The 17,191-nt window shown below is 75.5% G+C and carries 11 protein-coding genes and 1 pseudogene; 6 read left to right on the forward strand and 6 right to left on the reverse strand.

The features are described 5' to 3' along the window. The 5 genes and pseudogenes from ACFWW8_RS28260 to ACFWW8_RS28280 all read right to left on the reverse strand — a co-directional run. Positions 1-696, reverse strand: a pseudogene (locus ACFWW8_RS28260) (hypothetical protein); the annotation flags it as partial. Between the two features lie 46 nt (positions 697-742). Further along, complete coding sequence (locus tag ACFWW8_RS28265; RefSeq protein WP_386532721.1) at positions 743-886, reverse strand: hypothetical protein; 144 nt, start codon at positions 884-886, stop codon at positions 743-745. Then, the gene (locus ACFWW8_RS28270; protein ID WP_386532724.1) at positions 883-1,383 is read right to left on the reverse strand and encodes a hypothetical protein; all 501 of its coding nucleotides are present in this window, start codon (positions 1,381-1,383) and stop codon (positions 883-885) included. The genes ACFWW8_RS28265 and ACFWW8_RS28270 overlap by 4 nt, the downstream gene beginning before the upstream one ends. Then, a complete protein-coding gene (locus ACFWW8_RS28275; RefSeq protein WP_383931163.1) occupies positions 1,383-1,826 on the reverse strand; it encodes a phage tail protein in 444 nt (147 codons plus the stop codon). Before ACFWW8_RS28275 ends, ACFWW8_RS28270 begins: the two co-directional genes overlap by 1 nt. Before the next feature lie 151 nt (positions 1,827-1,977). Then, positions 1,978-3,654, reverse strand: a complete 1,677-nt coding sequence (locus ACFWW8_RS28280) for a phage tail sheath subtilisin-like domain-containing protein (RefSeq protein ID WP_386532728.1) — start codon at positions 3,652-3,654, stop codon at positions 1,978-1,980. Positions 3,655-3,842: 188 nt separating this feature from the next. Here ACFWW8_RS28280 and ACFWW8_RS28285 point away from each other — a divergent pair, with 188 nt between their 5' ends. Beyond that, positions 3,843-5,786, forward strand: a complete 1,944-nt coding sequence (locus ACFWW8_RS28285; protein ID WP_386532731.1) for a BTAD domain-containing putative transcriptional regulator — start codon at positions 3,843-3,845, stop codon at positions 5,784-5,786. Positions 5,787-5,882: 96 nt separating this feature from the next. After that, on the forward strand, positions 5,883-7,490 hold the full coding sequence (locus tag ACFWW8_RS28290; protein WP_386532733.1) for a peptidoglycan-binding protein: 1,608 nt from the start codon (positions 5,883-5,885) through the stop codon (positions 7,488-7,490). 133 nt (positions 7,491-7,623) lie between these two features. Here ACFWW8_RS28290 and ACFWW8_RS28295 read toward each other — a convergent pair whose 3' ends face one another. Next, a complete protein-coding gene (locus ACFWW8_RS28295) occupies positions 7,624-8,112 on the reverse strand; it encodes an isochorismatase family protein (RefSeq protein WP_386532735.1) in 489 nt (162 codons plus the stop codon). A gap of 570 nt (positions 8,113-8,682) precedes the next feature. On the opposite strand from ACFWW8_RS28295, the gene ACFWW8_RS28300 reads away from it, so the two are divergent. The 4 genes from ACFWW8_RS28300 (at position 8,683) to ACFWW8_RS28315 (ending at position 17,041) form a co-directional block, all read left to right on the forward strand. Then, positions 8,683-10,368, forward strand: a complete 1,686-nt coding sequence (locus tag ACFWW8_RS28300) for a sigma-70 family RNA polymerase sigma factor (RefSeq protein WP_386532738.1) — start codon at positions 8,683-8,685, stop codon at positions 10,366-10,368. A 115-nt stretch (positions 10,369-10,483) separates the two neighbouring features. Beyond that, positions 10,484-14,977 carry an Hsp70 family protein gene (locus tag ACFWW8_RS28305; RefSeq protein ID WP_386532740.1) on the forward strand — a complete coding sequence of 1,498 codons (4,494 nt, stop codon included), beginning with the start codon at positions 10,484-10,486 and terminating at the stop codon, positions 14,975-14,977. Further along, positions 14,974-16,377 (forward strand): serine/threonine-protein kinase, encoded by a 1,404-nt coding sequence (locus ACFWW8_RS28310; RefSeq protein WP_386532743.1) that lies wholly within the window; start codon positions 14,974-14,976, stop codon positions 16,375-16,377. The genes ACFWW8_RS28305 and ACFWW8_RS28310 overlap by 4 nt, the downstream gene beginning before the upstream one ends. Before the next feature lie 85 nt (positions 16,378-16,462). Next, positions 16,463-17,041, forward strand: a complete 579-nt coding sequence (locus ACFWW8_RS28315) for a dihydrofolate reductase family protein (RefSeq protein WP_386532746.1) — start codon at positions 16,463-16,465, stop codon at positions 17,039-17,041. Positions 17,042-17,191: the final 150 nt, after the last annotated feature.

Here is a 17,191-nt window from a genome sequence, read left to right on the forward strand (position 1 = left end):
CGGGGCTGCCGGAGCCGCAGGGGCCGCGGAAGCCGCGGGGGCCGCCTGAACTGCCGCAGCCGTCGGGGCTGCCGGGGCTTCGGGAGCCGTCGGAGCGGCGGGGGCCGCGGGGGCTGCCGGAGCCGCGGGGGCCGCCTGAGCTGCCGGGGCCGTCGGGGCCGCCGGAGCCGCCGGGGCCGCGGAAGCCGCCGAAGCCGCCGGGGCTGCCGGAGCCGCAGGGGCCGCGGAAGCCGCGGGGGCCGCCTGAACTGCCGGAGCTGCGGGGGCCGCCGGAGCCGCGGGGGCCGCCGGGGCCGTGGGGGAGGGCTTCGGGGGGTGAGGGGGTGTTCCCGCCAGGGGCAGGCGTTGCAGGGTCGGGGCGACGGAACGCGGGTGCGCGCCCGGGCCCGGGGGGACCGGTACGAGGGCGTCCAGGAGCAGGCCGGCCGGGGCCGACGGCGCGACGGCGTGCCCCATCACGCCGTTGAAGGCCAGGGTCTGCCGCGTCGCCAGGGACGTGGGGAAGTTCCGGTCGGCCGTCAGCCGCGGCACGCCCAGCACCCGCTGGACCGGCGCCATGGCCGCCCACCCGCCGTCCTGCGGCGGTACCGCCGCGGTCGCGAACTCGTCCACGGAGGCGGCGCCGGCCGGTCCCGTGCCCACCACACCCTCCACCGCGCGGTCCCGCCCGCGCCGGCGTCGTCCGAACAGTCCCATCGTCCTCCCCCTTCCCTTCCGGTTCACCGTGCCGCCGCCGTTGCCGCTACTCCTCCTCCAGCCCCGCCACCCGCCGTACGTACGCCTGCCGGTCCGCGTGTTCGAGGTCGAGGATCGTGTCCAGGTCCCAGTGGAGGTGGTAGGCCAGGTACGCGGTCTCCTCCTCGATCCGGTCGGCCGCGTACGTCACGATTCCCCCAGGCGGCTCCCGGCCAGCTCGACCTCGAACGCGCCCTCGCAGTGCGGACACGACACGGCCGCACGGGTGTGGCCCTCCGCGTTGATCCGCCGGTAGAAGTCCTGGAGGAAGGCGAGGTCGGAGGCGAACATGTTCTCCACCGTCCCGTCGTGCACCGCCGCCAGCGTGCCCAGCCGTGTGATCACGCGGCCCAGCAGCACCACCGACAGGTACGCCGGGTTCTCGCGCACCCGGACGTCCCGCAGCGGGACCAGCTCGTCGCGGGCCGTGGCCAGCCGCATCGAGCCGTTCCGGTGCACGGCTCCGGACTCGTCCACGAAGCCGCGCGGCAGCTCGAACTCGAATTCCGTGCGCAGCGGCTCCCGTACGGCCGTACCCGGGCCTCCAATGCCCGCACCGGACGGGTACCCGTCCGCCGGCCCCGACCCCGACCCCGACCCCGGCCCCTGGCCCTGCCCCTGGCCCTGCCCTGGTCCCTGGCGTCGCATTACTCGATGACCAGTTCTTCGAAGGTGATGGTGACCTGCTCGGTGAGCGCCGACGCGGCGCCCGCCTTCACCGAGCTGACCTCCACCTTGGAGCACCACGCATTGCGCAGGTTGTAGCGCCGTACCGGGTTGTCCTGGTAGTCCATCATCATGATCGTGGCGTTCTTGCGGGCGGAGCCCATGTCGCCGTTGATCGAGGCACTGATCCACTCGGTGAACGCGCTCGACTGGGTCGCGCCCCGCGTCACCGAGCACTGACCGGCCTTCTTCACGCCGGGCAGCTTCTTGATGACGGGCCTGCCGTCCGCCGAGACCTGCTGGTATTCGATGACGTCCTGCTCCATGGACAGGCTGCTGACTTCCTGCAGGAACTCGACCATGACACCGTCGATCTGCAGGCCGAAATTGTGTGAGGTGAGCGCGTCACCGGGCTGAAGGGACATGCGGGGCTTCTCCTTGTACGGAAGTGCGTCGTGTGTGTGGTGTGCGTCGCGTACGCGGTGCGCGCGGTGTGCGTCGCGTCCGCGGCCTGCGCGGTGCGCGTGGCGTCCGCGGTCTGCGGGCGGTCAGGCGTCGGGCTCTCCGCCGGAGGGGCTACTCCTCCAGCTCCCCGCCCCCGCCCGAGAACTGCGCCAGTCGGAACACCACGAACTCCGCCGGCTTGACCGGTGCGATGCCGATCTCGCACACCACCCGCCCGAGGTCCACGGACTCGACGGGGTTGGTCTCCGCGTCGCACTTCACGTAGAACGCGTCCTCGGGCCGCTGGCCGAACAGGGCGCCCGAACGCCACTCGTTGACGAGGAACGCCGAGATGTTGCGGCGGATCCGCGCCCACAGCGCCTGGTCGTTCGGCTCGAACACCACCCACTGGGTGCCGATCAGGATCGACTCCTCCAGGTAGTTGAAGTAGCGGCGCACGTTCAGGTAGCGCCATGCCGGGTCGGAGGCCAGGGTGCGCGCACCCCACACGCGGATGCCGCGGCCCGGGAAGGCGCGGATGCAGTTCACGCCGACGGGGTTGAGCAGGTCCTGTTCCCCGCGGGTGATCTGGAGCTCCAGGTCGACGGCGCCGCGCACGACCTCGTTGGCCGGTGCCTTGTGCACGCCGCGCTCCGCGTCGTTGCGGGCCCATATGCCGGCCATGTGCCCGGACGGCGGAACCACCTTGGTCTGCCCGCTCGACGGGTCGAAGACCTTGATCCACGGGTAGTAGAGCGCGGCGTAGCGGGAGTCGTAACCGGCCACCTCCATGCGCCACTTGCGGATGTCGCGGGCGTTCAGCCCCGGCGGCGGGTCGAGGACGGCCATCCGGTCGCCCATCAGCTCGCAGTGCGCGACCATGCCGAGCTGGACGGCCTTGACCTGCTCCAAGTCGATCAGGCCCTGCTGGTAGGCGGCCATGAGGTCCGGGACGGCCACCATGTTGATCTCGTCCAGGGCCTCCAGGCCGCCGAATCCGGTGCGGTCGGCCGAGTCGCCGATGAACTGCGCGGACTCCAGCCGTCCTTCCCCTTCCCCGGAGGCGTGCCCGGCCCCCGGCACGGGCGCGGCGGGAGACGTGGCGGAGGGCGCGGTGCGCGCGACGGGCACGGGCAGGGTCAGGGACTGCACCTCGGGCCGGGCCTGCGCCACACCCGGCGCGGACTCCTCGACCACGATGGTCTTCGACCGCTGACGGACCTGGGTGACGACGTAGTTGCGCGCCGACTTCCGGGCGCTGACGTCGAAGTCCTCGACGAGCGTGTCGCCGTCCTTGACCAGCAGCTTGAAGCGGTCGGCGCCGCCCTCGCCCTCGACATCCTGGACCTCGACGGTCAGCGTTCCGCCGTCTGTCCGGTCCGCGGCGAGCGCCGCCACCTTGAAGGCGCCGAGCGCGACGGCCTCGCCGACCGCGATCTCCTGCGGTGCCGGGCCCCCGGCCGGTCCGGAGGCGGACCGGCCGGACGCGGCGGACGCGACGGCCCGGCGTCCGCCCTCCGCGGACACCGGACGTCCGGCCGCGGGGGCGCCGCCCACCCGGACGACGTACGCCGCCGTGCCCCCGTTGTTGAAGAACCCGTACACGGAGTGCGCCAGGTAGCAGCCGTCCGTGAAATCACCGAACTCGGCCACGTACTGCGACCAGTTGGTCACCAGCGTCGGCTCGTTCAGCGGCCCGTGGGGAGCCAGCCCCACGAAGGCGGCGACGGAGGTCCCCACTCCCTCGATGGGCCGGGACCCGCCGGCGACCTCTTCCACATAGACGCCGGGGGACAGGTAGGTGGGCACGCGGTGATCTCCTCGCGGTGGTGGGCCGGGCCGGTTCCGCCGGTCAGTCCGACCTTCGCCCATCAGCCCACCGCCGCGGGAGGACCGGGCGGACGGAGTCGGGGGCAGCCCGGGCTGCCCGCCCGTACCCCCCGCGCCCGGCCGAAGTAACGTAATCCCCGGCCGTGGTGCGGCGGATCGGGGGGCGCGTGACGCAGGAGCAGGGCGTGGGAGACGCGGCGGGCCTGCGGTTCCGGATGCTCGGGCCGATGACCGCCCGGGTGCCCGGCGGAGCCCCGCTGCCCCTGGGATCGAACCAGCAGCGGGCGCTGCTCGCCGTCCTGCTGCTGCGTCGCGGGCGCGCCGCGCCGATGGCCGAACTCCAGGACGCACTGTGGGGGGAGCGGGTGCCGCCGCGCGCCGTGGGCACCCTGCGCACGTACGTGTCCCGGCTGCGTTCCCTCTTCGAGCCGGACCGGCCCGCCCGCGCCCCGGCACGGCTCCTGCTGTCCGCCCCGGACGGATACGCCCTGCGGCTGCGCCACCCGGTCCTGGACATGGACCAGTTCGAGCGGGGCCTCGCCGACGCCGCCCGGCTGCGCACCGCCGGTGACACCCGCGCGGCGTACCGCACCCTCGGCGACGCGCTCGGACTCTGGGCGGGCACGCCGTTCGCCGGGCTCCCCGGCCCGTACGCCGAGGGGCAGCGGGACCGGCTCACCGAACTGTGGCTGACCGCCCGCGAGGACCACTTCCACAGCGCCCTGGAACTCGGCCTCGACCGCGACATCGCGGCCGTCGCGGCCCTGCGCGCGTTCGCCGCCGAGCACCCGCTGCGGGAGAGGACCCAGGCCCTGCTGATGCTCGCGCTGCACCGTGCGGGCCGCTCGGGTGAAGCCCTCGCGGTGTACGAGGTCACCCGCAAGATCCTCGACCTGGAACTCGGGGTCCCGCCCGGGCCCGAACTGGCCGCACTGCACCGCAGGTTGCGTTCCACGGCCGCCGCCGGCGGACCGGGCGCGCCCCGCCCGGGAACGGATCCCCGGCCCGCCGCGGCCCCGGCCAGGGGGCGCGCGACACCGAGCGTGACACCCCGCGCGGCGCCCGCGCCCGCGCCGGGCTCCACCCCGGCGGGCCCGCCTGCCCCCTATGCCCCGGCGGAACCCTCCGCCCCCCTGGCCCCCCTCGCCCCCCTGGCCCCCGCGGTCCCGTTCGCCGGTCGGGCCGCGGAAACCGGCCTGCTCGCCCGGCTGCTCACCGGCGGGGCCGACGCCGGGGCCGACGCCGTGCCCGTGGCCGTGCTCACCGGCATGCCCGGCATCGGCAAGACGACCCTGGCCGAACACGTCGCCGAGCAGGTCCGCGGCTCCTTCCCCGACGGCGTGCTCCGGGCCTGCCCGCGCGGCGGAGCCGCCGAGGCACTGGCCCGGCTCGTGCGGGCGCTCGGCGTACCCGGCCGCGAGGTGCCCGACGGCCTGGAGGCCCGGGCGGCGCTCTACCGCTCGCTCCTGGCCGGACGGCGCGTCCTCACCCTCCTGGACGACGCGCACGACACCGCGGGGCTGCTGCCGCTGCTCCCCGGGACCCCGGGGTGCGCCGCGCTCGTGACGAGCACCGGGCGGGGTCTGCTCGTACCCGGGGCGCTCCTGGTCGACGTCGGGGAACTCGACGGGGCGGCCGCCCTGCGGGTCCTGGCGGCCGCCGCCGGGCCGGTGCGCCCGGCCGGGGAGCACGCGGCGCTGCGCGCCCTGGCCGACCGGTGCTCCGGACTGCCGCTCGCCCTGTACCTGGCCGGCCGCCGGCTGAGCCTGGACCCCGCGCTGCCGGCGGCCGCCCTCGCGTCCGCGGACGGCCCCCGGCTGCTCGCCGCGCTGCGGGCCGACGGCCTGGCCGTCGAGGACCGGCTCCGCCGGTGCCGCTCCCGGCTGACGCCGGCCGCCGCCCGGGCGTTCCGGGCCACGGCGGCGGCGCCCGACGCCTTCGGGCACGCGTGGGCCGCCGACGTGACCGGTGCCTCCGAGGCCGGGACGGCCGACGCGCTCGACGAACTCGTCGACTCGGGCCTGCTCCAGCCCGGCGCCTCGGGCAGCTACCGCTACCACCCGCTGGTCCGCGAGTTCGCCCGGCAGGCCCCCGCCCCCTCCGCGCGCTGACGCGCGACCGGGTGGTCCGTACGGGCAGTCAGGTGTGCCCCCGGTCCGGTACGTTCGGGCACCGACCGGCCCGCCCGTGCCGCCTAGCCTTCCGGCATGACGATGTGGACCACTCTCGACCCGGCCGCCGTGGCCGTCGACCCCGGCGGCCGGACCACGGCCCGCCTGCGGGTGCGCAACACCGGGGACACGGTGGAGGAGTACCGGATCTCGATCGTGGGCGCTCCCGCAGGCTGGGCCCGGATCGAACCGGGCACCCTGCGGCTCTATCCGGGCAGCGAGGGCAGCGCGGAGATCACCTTCGCACCGCCGCGTTCCCCCGACGCGCCAGCGGGGCCCGCTCCGTTCGGCATCCTCGTCGAACCGCGCGAGTACCCCGTGCAGCGGGACGTCGTCGAAGGCCGGGTTACCGTCGCCCCGTTCACCGAACTGCGCGCCGAACTGGTGCCGCCGAGCCTCGTCGGGCGCTTCCGCGGACGCGCCGCCGTCGCCGTGGACAACCTCGGCAACACCCCGCTGACCGCCTCGCTGACCGCCCGCGACGAGTCCGGCCGGCTCACCTTCGACATCCGGCCCAACGCGGTGCAGGTGGCTCCGGGCCGAGCGGTCTTCGCCGACGTGGAGGTCCGGCCGCAGTCGGTCAGCTGGACCGGCCGCACCGAGACGCACCGTACGACCGTGACGGTCCGCCGCTCGGGGGACGCCGGCGACCTGGAGCTGGCCGGGGACTTCGAGCAACGCCCGGTGCTCCCCGGCTGGCTGCTGTTCGCCGGGGGCCTGCTGGTCACCGGGGCGGTCGCCTTCGCCGTGCTCTGGTTCGGGTTCGCCCCGAAGGTGAACTCGGCGGCGGGCGAGAGGAAGGCGGAGGCCGGGGCCGTGCTGCCCGACCCCCTCGGCGGGCAGGCCCCGCTGCCCTCCGCGCCCGCCCCGCCCCCGGACCCGCTCCCCGGCGGCGCCCTGCCGGGCGGTGACCCGGGGGCCGGCGGAGCGGGCGGCGCCGCCGCCGGGACCGGCACCGCCCCGGGCGGGGGCGGCGGCGGGGGTGGCGCGGGCGGCGGCGGAACCCCGGCGGGCGGTGGCGGGGGGGCGCCACCGCCCCCGGCCGGGAACCCGCAGGCCGCGAAGCAGGGGCCGCCCTGGCGGGCCGGCTACCAGGCCGACGTCGCGGTCCACTTCGCCCAGCTGCGGCTGGCGTCCCTCGGCAACAACGCCTGCACGCTGAAGGGACAGTGGAAGGAGGGCGTGATCGACGCGCAGACCGCGGCCTCGCTCATCTGCTACCAGAAGGCCGTCATGGCCGACCAGAAGACCACCCGCGTCCTTACGGCCACCGACCAGCTCGGCACGCTCGGCAGGGCCACCCTCGCCTCCATGTGGATGCAGGGCGTCACCGCCGACCGGCTGACCAGCGGGTCGCGGAACTTCGAGGTCACCCGGCTCGACGCGGCGCTGCGCTGGGCGACCCAGGCCACCATCTCCGACAACGACCTCCAGGCGGACCGGGCGTTCGCACAGCTCGGCGTCGACTACTTCAAGGCGGGCGGGAGGAACGGCGCGCCGACCGTCTCGGACACCAAGATCCGCGACCGGGTCCGCGCGTACCAGCAGTCGGTGAACCTCCCGGTGACGGGCGTCGCCGACGGGCGGACCGTCAACGCCCTGCTGGGCGGCTCGGTCAACGGCACGGGCCGACCGGGCCGCTGACCGGGCGGTTCCCCGCGCCCGACGGCGGAAGTCCCCCGGCGGGAGCGGCGCTTGCCGGCCCGGAGGGCCACGAGTTCCGCGTCCTCGCCCCGTCCTGACGCGGAGCCCCGCCGGCACGGGATCCCGGAGGGCGTCAGACGTAGTCCGCGGTGGTGCGCACCGGGCCGAACCGGGGGAAGATCCGCCGCACGGTGAGCTCGTGCTCCTCGGCCTCGAACCCGGACATGGCGTCCTCGACGAACTCCACCTCGTAGCCGTGGTCGCTCGCCGCCCGCGCGCTGGACTCCACGCCCATCGTGGTGACCAGCCCGCCGAACACCAGGGTGTCCACGCCGAGGGCGCGCAGCCGGGCGTCGAGGTCGGTGCCGTGGAACGCGCCGACGGTCCGCTTGACGACCAGCACGTCCCCGGGCCGGGCGAGATCCTGGGCGAAGCCGCTGCCGGGCGGCTGCTCGGCCGCGTTCGGCCGCTCCACGCGGACCAGCACCACCGGTCGGCCCGCAGTCCGGAAGGCGTCGGCCAGCCGGCGGCAGCGGGCCAGCACCTCCTCGCCGGAGTGCGGGGCGAGGGGGAGGGCCACGATGCGGGGCATCAGGTCGACGAGGATCAGCGCGGTGGTCACCGGGGGATGGTAACCACGCCGCGGGGCGCCGTGGAACGGATCGCGGCGCCCGCCCGCCCGCTGCGCGTCCCCGCCCGGTCGCCCGTGCCCGCCCGGCGCGGTCACCGCAGCCACTTCGGGGGTGCGGTGACATGAGCGGTCACGGCCGCGGGGGTTACGGCAGCAGTGGGTGCGGCGGCGGTGTGTACGGCGGTCCGGCGGGCGGCGGCGCCGCCCGCCGCCCGGGACGCCCCTGCGCCCCGCCGGTCCCTCCGCAGGGGTGTCCGTACGCCCGGACCGCCCCGCCGGCGGGGGGTACCCCTCACGCCTGATCGGTAGAGGTGTCGAGGTGGAGACACGGAGTTCGGTGCATGCGGCACCGATCTCGTTCGCCCGGCGCGCCGCAGGGGTGGCGGCCGCGCCGGCCGGAGCGGTCCGTGCTCCGCGCCGCGGCACCCTCGTTTGCCTGCGGCCTTACGAGCGTGCACACTTGCGCGAATTCCGGTCGGGCGCAGCGTCGCACCTCACCTCATGACGAACGCGCGCGGAAACCGACGTGCGGGTCATCAGCAAGCCAATCGGGAGCACGTGTTGAGTACATCGGGCACTGCCCGCCAGCAGCATCTCCGGACCCTGAGCGACGGGCAGCTCTGCGCCCTGCTGCGCGGGCACGCCGACGCGTCCGAAGCCGACGCCGCCACCCAGGCCGACACCGATGCCGACGTCGGTGACGTGATGGGCGAGGTGTTCGCCCGTCACCACTCCTCGGTGCTCGCCTACGCCCGTACGTGCTGCCGGGATCTGTCCACCGCCCAGGACCTCGCCGCCGAGGCCTTCGCCCGCACCTACCGGGCCGTCGCCTGGGGTGCCGGACCCGAGTACGCCTGGCGGCCGTACCTGCTGACCTGCGTGCGCCGCCTGGCGGCCGCCCGGGCGCGGGAGGGCGCCCGTACCCAGCTGTCCGAGGACTTCGAGGAATGGGCCGCCCGGCTCGCGGACGACCAGGACGCCGAGGACGCCGTGTTCTCGGCGGAGGAGGGATCGCTCGTCCTGCGCGCCTACCGGTCGCTGCCGGAACGCTGGCAGGCCGTGCTGTGGCACGCCGTCGTCGAGCACGAGCCGGCGGCCGAGACCGCCGGACGCCTCGGGATATCGGCGGGCGGCGTCGGCTCCCTGGTCGCGCGGGCACGCGAGGGCCTGCGGGAGGCCTACCTGCGCGCCCACCTGACCCGGACCGCGAGCGACGAGTGCCGGCACTACGGGGGCCAGCTCGCCGCCGCGCTCCGCCGTCCGGGCAAGCGGCTCACCCGGGACCTGGGGCGCCACCTCCGGGCGTGCGACGACTGCGCACGGGCCGAGCGCGACCTGCGCGACGTCAACGGCCGCCTGGGCGTGCTGCTGGTGGGCGGGATCCTGCTGTGGAACCCGGCCGCCTTCCTGTCGGCCCTGGGCGGGAGCGGCACCCACCTCACCGCGGGCACGGCGAACGGGATCCAGCTCGCCGGCGCCCGGGCCGGCGCCGCGAAATGGGCCGTGGCGGCTGCCGTGGCGGGGACCACGGTCACGGTGGTCGGCCTGCTCCCGGGCGACGCGGGCCCCGACGCGGCCGACCGGGCCGCCGCACCCGCCCGTACGGCCGCGGCCCCGGCCGGCCCGGTCCCGGACGCGTCGCTCCCGGTATCGCCACCGGTCGTGGCCATCGGCGCCCCCGCGTCCGGAACCGCACCGGCCCCGCCCGCCGCCGCCCCGCTGCCCTCCGGCTCCGCGTCGGCCACCGGGGCGGCCACCGCGCCGCCGACCTCGGCGTCGCCCTCGCCGGCCCCCGCCGGCAGCGCGCTGGTCAACGTCGGCTCGGGACTGTGCGTCGGTCTCGGCGGCGCCGGTTCCGACCTCCGCGCGCAGCTGGAGAAGTGCACCGGAAAGGCCTCCCAGAGCTGGCAGCGCCTGCCCGGCCCTCACCACACCCACCAGCTCCGCAACGCGGACACCGGAACCTGCCTCGACGGAACCACCGGCGGCGGGAACCTGGTCGCGGTCACCCTGCGCCCCTGCCGCACCGGCGCGGACAGCACGAGCCAGCTCTGGCGGTTCGTGCCGGACCCCCGGGGAGGCGCGTACCGCATCTGGTTCGTGCCGAGGGTCCCGCACAGCGACTACTCCGCCCACCTGCTCGGCCCGCGGAACTGGCCCAGGGCCGACCCGCCGCGTCCGGGCTCGGAGTTGGTGCACCTGCCCAACTACTACAACTCCGTCAACCTCCTCTTCGCCCCGGGCTGACCCGGCGCCCGGCCCGGCCGCATCGATGTCGGTGGATCCCGGCCGGTGCGCTGCCGGGATGGCTAGCATGAGCGAACGGGGCTCGCCCCTGAGCGCTGGGGGAAGAGGACACGTGGTGCTGAGCAGGTCGTCGGACGGCACGCCCCGGAAGCTGCGCAAGGCCCTCAAAGCGGTCGAGCAGCGGTTCGGGCCGGCCGGACCCGCCGCCAAGGACCTCGACCGGGCCGCCGCCGCGTACGGACAGGCGCTGACGGAAGCCCTGGGCCACGATGCGGCCCTGGCCCTGCGGCTCTTCGAACAGTACGACGCCCGGCTGCCCGCCCAGGGGTACCCGCGGGCCTTCGGCCCGGCCGAGCGGGCGGTGCTGCGCGCCGCCGCCGGCCGCGGCGAGCGGCCCGCACTGACCGTGGTCGCCGCAGTGGCCGGCCGCCTGGGCGAGCGCGAACTGGAGCGCTCCGCCTACGGATCGCTGTCCGTGCAGATCGCCGAGAGCGACGGCGCGGACGCGCTCGTCTCGCTGCTCAGCGCCCGGCAGGAGGCCGGCCTGCTCGACATCGTCCTGACGACCGACGCGTTACGGGCGTACACCGCGCGCGCCGCGCTCGCACACGACGGAGCGCTCTGGTCGGCGTTCTTCGCCCACCTGGCCGACCCCCTCCTGCCGGACCTGTTCCCCGTACGCCTCTTCCTGGGCCGTGGAGCCGACGCCGTACGGCTGGCCGACACCGGGGCCCGCAAACGGGAGGCGCTGGAGTGCTGCGCCACCTCCCCCCGGCTGGAGGACGTACGGGCCGGGCTGGTGCTGGCCCGGTCGCAGGGCGCCGACGCCGCCGATCACCTGCGGCTCCTCGACGAGCGGGCCGGGGACCTGCTCCGCGCGGCGGGCCGGCCGGACGAGGCCCTGGCGCACTACCAACGGGCCGGGTGCCGCGACCGGGTGAGCCGCTGCCACGAGGAACTCGGCGACGCGCACGCCGCGTTGAACACCTGCCCGGAGGACGAGCCGGAACGGATGGCGGCCCTGGCCGCGGCCTGCCGCCCCGCCATCGACGACGCCGTCGAGCGCGGAGAGCGCGGTGAGGCCGTACGACTCGTCTCGGTCGTCCTCCAGCACCTCGGCCGGGCCGCGCCCGCGCAGGCCCGGGCCCGCGAGGAGGACGAGCTGCGCAGCCTGCGCGCCGCCGCCGTGACGGTCGAACGGCGCCGCCTGGACGCCGCGTTGCACCTGGCCCCGGACTCCGACGGCCGGGCCGCCGTACACCGGGAGTGGAGCCTGTTCGAGGAGGCCGCCGCGGAGCCCGTGGAGGCGGCCCGGCACGCCGAGGACTCCGGCGACCTGTACCGCGCACACCGCCTGTACCGCGCGGCCGAACGGTTCGGCGACGCGGACCGCGTCCTCAAGGACGAGGACTCCCCCCAAGGGCGGACGGCGCGCGCCGCGGCCCGCGAGGCCGGCGGAGACCTGCTCGGCGCCGCGCGCCTGCACGAACAGGACGGCCGCCACGAGGAGGCCGTGGAGCTCTACGCCCGCGCGGGGGACCCCGCGGCGGCCGCGCGCGGCCTCATCCGGTGGAAGGGCGAGGAGGCGATCGAGGACCCCCGGCTGAGCGGATTCCTGCGCCGCGCGGGCGACGTCGGCGAACTCGTCCGCCGCTGCCTGGACGCCGTGGAACTGCGCGGCCGCGACTCGGCGGCCGTCGAGGTGCTGCGCTCGCTGGTGGAACGCGACGACACCGCCGTACCCGAACTGCTCCGCGGCCGGGTGCGCGAGGCACTCGAATCGGTCGGCGCCGTCGGCCGGAGCGCGTTCGAGGAACGGGCCGGGGCGTGGGTGGAGAGCGCACGGGCCGAAGTGGACCGCCGGTTCGCCCCGGTCTGGGGCCTGGACCTGGGAACCCACTCCTGCGTCGCGGCCCTCTACGACAGCCGCACAGGGCAGCCGGTCATCTGCCCGGACGGCACCGGCACCCAGTTCGCCTCGACGCTGAGCCTCACCGAACAGGGCGAGGAAATCGTCGGGCTGACCGGGGACCAGGTCCTTGCCCCCTGGGTGGTCGGCCACATCAGCGCCGCGAAGCGCCGCATGGGCGACAGCGTCTCCTTCCGCATCCGCGACCGCGCGTACCGGCCGGAGGAGGTGGCCGCCCGCCTGATCCGGCACGCCAGGAGCCTGGTCGAGAAACGGCTCGCCGAGGAGGTCCGCGAAACGGTCGCAGGACTGGCCCGGGCCGAGCTCGGGCAGGTCAGGGACGAGTGGCTGGCCTGGGCGGCCGAGCGCCACGACTTCACGGTCGAGCGCCCCCGGGTCATCCTCACCATCCCCGCCTACTTCCTCAACAACGCCAAGCGCGCCACGCGCGACGCCTGCGAGATCGCCGGGGTCACCCCGGTGCAGCTGATCCACGAACCGACCGCCGCCTGCATGGCCGCCGCCTCGCAGCGCCGGCTCCAGGACACCGTCGCCGTGGTGGACCTGGGAGCGGGCACCCTCGACATCAGCGCCATCGGGGTCACCGACCAGGTCTACGACGTCGAGCAGATCGTCGGCGACAACCAGTACGGCGGCCAGGACTTCGACCGCATCATCACCTCGTACCTGGCCGAGCGGCTGCGCACCCGCGGCCTGGAGGTGCCGGCGACCGGGCGGGCCCGGCGCAGGCTGGAACTGGCCGCGGAACACCTCAAGATCGCACTGTCCGCGCAGAGCGAGGCCGAGTACACCCTCAACGCCTTCCTCGGCGAGCCCGAGGTACGCGTGGAGCTGACCCGGGTGGAACTCGCCCGGGTCCTCGCCGACTCGCTGGCCACGCTGCGCGAGGTCTGCGAACGGCTGAAGGCGGAGGTGTTCGGCGGAGTCGACCACCTGGTCCTCGTCGGCGGCCCCATGCTCTCGCCCCTGGTCAGCGCCATCGTGGAGGAGGTCTTCGGGCTCAGGCGCACGGTGCTGGCGGACGCCCGGACCGCCGTGGCCTACGGCGCGGCCCTCCAGGGAGCGGTACGTTCCGGATACCTCGAGGACGCCCTGCTGATGGACGTCACGCCGTTCCCCCTCGGCATCGCGGTGCGGCAGGAGAACGGTGAACTGGGCTTCTCCGAACTATTGCAGCGCAACACGACCATCCCGACCAAGCGGTCGAGCATGTACACCACGGTCCGAGACAACCAGCCGGAAGTGCTGATCGAGGTCTACAACGGGCAGATCGACCCGCGCTCGAAGATCGGGGTCGTCCCGCTGACCAACATCCCGCCCCTGCCCAAAGGCAAGCCCGCGATCGAGGTGACCTTCGAGTTCGACGCCAGCTGCGTCCTGACGGTCACCGCCAGGGACACGGGCAACGGCAACTGCAAGGCCGTCGACTTCACGGACACCACCCTGCTCTCACCCCGGGAGATCAAGGCGATGACCGAACGGCACACCGGACAGCGCGAACTGGAGGAGCTCCTGCGCACGCTGCGGGCGCTCGCGGACGAGGCCGCGTCCCTGGAGGAGAGCGAGCCGGTGTGCCGGGAGTTCCGGGAACGGCTCGCCGGCCTGCGGCCCTCCCGGCAGCCCCTCGACGAGGCCACGCAGCGCATGCTCGCCCAGATGTACGGCCCCGAGGCGGCCGAGATGGAGGGCGAACTGCTGTCCCTGCGAGCCCCGTTGCGCGACCTGCTGACCACCGTGCGGGAGTACCTCGACCAGCCGGGCTCCCCGTCCCGGATCCCCGCGGGACGCCACCTCGCCGGACTGCTCGGCGAACACGTCGGGCGGATGCGGCAGGGCATGGCGCGGGTGGCGGTCTGGAACGACGTACTGGCGGCGCTCGCCGCGGCCGACGCCGACCCGCTCCAGCGGTTCCGGGCCCTGCACGACGCCGGCGACCACGGGCGGGCGCTGCGCGTGCTCGGCGAACTCACCGAGCCGCTGACGGAGCCGGAGGACCTGCGCCGGCGGTTGCGCTGCCTGGCCGGAGACGGCGACGTCGAGGGCTACCGGCGGACCCTGCTCGCCGACGCCGCCGGGCTGTCGGCGCTCGTCCTGGACCCCGAACACCCGGAGCGGTTCGTGGCGGCGGCCGCGTCCGCCCTCGTCCGGGTGGACCGCGGGGACGGTACGCCGGGGAGGGGATTCCTCATCTCCGACCGCCACGTGCTGACCAGCCGGAAGTGGCTGACGCGGGGAGAGACGCCGACGACCGTGCACCTGGCGGGGGGCGAGCGGTTCGTACGGCGGACCTTCCTGTCCGACTCCGCCGCCGTCGACACCGCCGTGCTGCTGCTGGCGGAACCGGTGCCGGAGCGGCCGCTGCGCCTGGGCTTCCCCCGGCTGACCCACATCGGTGACCTCGCCTGGGCGGCCGCGCCGGACGACGTCCTGATCCCCGGGATCGTGGAGAAGTTCGAGCCGTTCCCGGAGCACGGACTCCAGCTGTACAAGACCGACCTGCGGCTGCCGCCCGAGGCCGCCGGCGGACCCCTGCTCAACGAGCTGGGCGAGGTCATCGGCGTGCTGGTGCTGCGGAGCGAGGAACTGCCCGCGTTCGCCGTGACCGTCGACTCCCTGGCCCCGCTGCTGGCGAGCGCCGGCTTCGGGCTGACCGGCGCGGCCGGCGGGGACGACTGGTGAGCACGGCCGGCACGGGGCAGACCGGGGACGGCCGCCTGTTCGGCGACCGCTACCGGCTGCGGGCGCTGCTCGGGGCGGGCGGCATGGGCGAGGTGTGGCGGGCGGACGACGAGCGGCTGAGCCGGCCGGTCGCCGTCAAGCTGATCCGCGGCACGGGGGAGGAGAGCGGCCAGGCACTGGCCCGGTTCCGGCGCGAGGCGAAGATCACCGCCCGCCTGTCCGGGCATCCCAACATCGTCACCGTGTACGACTTCAGCGAAGACCCCCTGTACGTGGTCATGGAGGTGATCGAGGGCTCCTCGCTGGACACCCTCACCGGCGCCGGCCGCCGGCCGGCGTGGGCCGAGGCGGTAGGCTGGACCCTCCAGGTCTGCGAGGCGCTCGGCGCCGCCCACGCCGCCGGCATCACCCACCGGGACCTCAAGCCGTCGAACCTCATGCTCACCCGCTCCGGCACCGTCAAGGTGCTGGACTTCGGCATCGCCGGGCTGCACCAGGGCGGCGAGCCGGCGCCGGGCACCCGGGGCTACACCCGCCTGACGATGAGCGGATGCTTCCTCGGCAGCCCGCCGTACGCCGCGCCGGAGCAGATCCGGGGCGGCCGCGCCGACCCGCGGACCGACCTGTACTCGCTCGGCTGCCTGCTCTTCGAACTGCTCACGGGCGTACCGCCCTTCGGCACCGGACCGCTGCACGCCCTCCTTGTGCGCCACCTCCAGGAGCCGCCGCCCTCCCCGCGCGCCCTTCGGCCCGACCTGCCGGGCGAGCTGGACCGGCTCGTCCTCGACCTCCTGGCCAAGGACCCGGCGGACCGGCCCCCGGGGGTCGGGGCGGTACGGCAGCGCCTGCACCGGCTCGCTCCACCCGTCGTGTACACCCCCACCGTCGCCGACGACGACGCCGCCCCCGCGGCGGCGGCGCCGGGGGACGTCGCCCCGGCCGGCGGGCTGCGGCTGGCCCGGGTCTTCGACCTCACGGCCCCGGACGGCCGCCCGGCGATGGCCGCGGCCCACGAGCGCGTCACCTCCGTCGAGGAACGGATCGCGCTGCTCCACTCCCTGCGGGCGGCCCCGATCGCCGTGCACGCGCTGGGCCCCGAACCCGACCGCGTCGAGCCCGCCCGCGGCCCGGTGGTGCCCGCCGGGTTCCGGACCGACGGCGTCTGGGTCTGGTCCGACCAGATCGCCTACTACCTCGACCGCTACGGGCTGGCGCCCGAGCCCGCGCTCCGCCACCACCTCACCGCGCGGGCGCCGCACCGTGCGGCCGTCGCGCCCCGGATGCTGAGTGCGGCCGGCAGGCTCGTACGAACGGAGCCCGAGGGTTCACTGACCGGCCGTCCGTCCTCCCACCGCGGCGCTCCCGGGCGGGTCGGCCGCGACGCCCCCCTCCCGCCGTGACCGCGCACCGCCGCGCACGGCCCCACCGGAGCGCCGCGTGCCGCGCCGCTCCGGTGTCGGGGGGCCGGGCGTAGCCTGGGTGACCATGCGACAGATCATCCTGATGACCGGGATCTCCCTCGACGGGTACATCGCGGGGCCCGACGGCGAGATCGACTGGCACGTCGTCGATGACGCGGTGAACCGGCACGCCAACGACGAGACCCGCGGGGTGGGCGCCTTCCTCCAGGGCCGGGTGACGTACGGGGTGATGGAGGACTTCTGGTCGACGGTCGACACCGGGGCCGACACCACCGCCGACCCCGACGCGCAGATGCTGGCGGACTTCGCCGGCATCTGGCGGGACACCCCCAAATACGTGTATTCGCGCACCCTCCAGCGGGTCGGCGCCAACGCCACGATCGTGCGCGAGGTCGTCCCGGAAGAAGTGGCCGCCCTCAAGGCCGCCGAGGGTGCCGACCTGTTGCTGGGCGGTGCCCGGCTGGCCGCCACGTTCCTGGCCCACGACCTGGTGGACGCGTACTCGATCTACGTGCACCCGGTCCGGATCGGCCGGGGCGTGCCGCTGTTCCCGGAGCGGGACGGCGGAGCGGTGCCGCTGCGCCTGAAGAGCACGCACACCTTCGACAACGGCGTCGTGCACCTGCGCTACGCGCGCCCGTAGCCCGCCGGACCCGGCGGCCGGCCGCGTACGGCAAGGGCATGACGACGTGCCGGGGGGCGGGGCCCCCCCACGGGGGGGCCCGCCCCCCCCCCCCCGGGGGGGGCTCGCGGGGGGGGGGGGGGGACCCACCGGAAACCAGGGCCCCGCGAG

Source organism: Streptomyces sp. NPDC058701 (assembly GCF_042715295.1).
Classification (GTDB): Bacteria; Actinomycetota; Actinomycetes; order Streptomycetales; family Streptomycetaceae; genus Streptomyces.

Coding starts and splice junctions, on each gene's coding strand:
- ACFWW8_RS28270 (WP_386532724.1), bottom strand. CDS start 1,383: ATGCGACGCCAGGGACCAGGGCAGGGCCAGGGGCAGGGCCAGGGGCCG.
- ACFWW8_RS28275 (WP_383931163.1), bottom strand. CDS start 1,826: ATGTCCCTTCAGCCCGGTGACGCGCTCACCTCACACAATTTCGGCCTG.
- ACFWW8_RS28290 (WP_386532733.1), top strand. CDS start 5,883: ATGACGATGTGGACCACTCTCGACCCGGCCGCCGTGGCCGTCGACCCC.
- ACFWW8_RS28315 (WP_386532746.1), top strand. CDS start 16,463: ATGCGACAGATCATCCTGATGACCGGGATCTCCCTCGACGGGTACATC.